This is a genomic window from Ostreiculturibacter nitratireducens (assembly GCF_032670585.1).
GTDB lineage: Bacteria > Pseudomonadota > Alphaproteobacteria > Rhodobacterales > Rhodobacteraceae > Ostreiculturibacter > Ostreiculturibacter nitratireducens.
Window position 1 is genome coordinate 1 of record NZ_JAVQHL010000012.1, and the last position, 1130, is coordinate 1130.

The window sequence follows — 1130 nt, forward strand, 5'->3', positions numbered from 1 at the left end:
GTGGTCCTCCCTGAAGTAGGCTTTCGAGCCAGTTGGAGGATGGAGGAATGCCCCAGATCGGAGCCGGATCAGTGATCGATCCAGTGGATCGATCACCCGGCAGTGCGCACAAGCCTGAAGAGATCGTCGCGAAGCTGCTGCAGGTCGACGTGTTGGTGTCGCAAGGCCAGTCCGTGGCCGAGGCGGTGCGTTCGATTGGCGTGACGCAGTTCACCTACTAGCGGTGGCGGAAGGAGTTCGGCGGCCTGAAGACCAACCAGGTGAAGCGGCTGAAGGAGCTGGAGAAGGAGAACGAGCGCCTGCGGAAGGCCGTCTCGGATCTCACGCTGGAGAAGCTGATCCTGCGAGAGGCTGCCTCGGGAACCGAAGATCCGCGCCAGCGAAACTTCTGGGCCCCGCCCGCCGCCGCGCTTGCGTCGACCATGTCAGGCAGAAGTTCCATGTCTCGGAGCGGGTGGCCTGTCGCGTGCTCGGCCAACACCGTTCAACCCAGCGGAAGGTGCCGCGCGGGCGGGCGGACGAAGATGCGCTGACCGCGGACATCATCACGCTCGCCAGTCAATACGGGCGCTATGGCTACCGGCGGATCACCGCGCTTCTGCGCGAGGCCGGCTGGGCGGTGAACGTGAAGCGCGTCGGGCGGATCTGGCGGCGGGAGGGGCTGAGGGTTCCCCAGAAACAACCAAAGAGGAGCCGGCTTTGGCTCAATGACGGGTCCTGCGTCCGTCTGCGGCCCGAGCGTCCGAACCATGTCTGGTCCTATGACTTCGTCGAGAGCCGGACCCCATGACGGAAGGAAGTTCCGAATGCTGAACCTTATCGATGAGTTCACCGGGGAGTGCCTGGCGATCCGGATCGATCGCAGACTGCGGTCCACGGATGTCATCGACGTGCTGTCCGATCTGTTCATCCTGCGCGGCGTGCCGGACCACATCAGGTCTGACAACGGCCCGGAGTTCGTCGCGAAGGCGGTGCGGGAGTGGATCGCCGCCGTCGGCGCCAGGACAGCCTGCATCGAACCGGGCAGCCCATGGGAGAACGGCTACTGCGAGAGCTTCAACGCGAAGCTGCGGGATGAGCTGCTCAATGGCGAGATATTCTACAGCCTCGCCGAGGCGAAGATCGTCATC

General features: G+C 64.2%; 1 pseudogene. It reads left to right on the forward strand.

Annotated elements, in window-relative coordinates:
- Window positions 1–47: 47 nt before the first annotated feature.
- A pseudogene (locus ABCN56_RS19670) lies at window positions 48–1130 on the forward strand (IS3 family transposase); the annotation flags it as partial.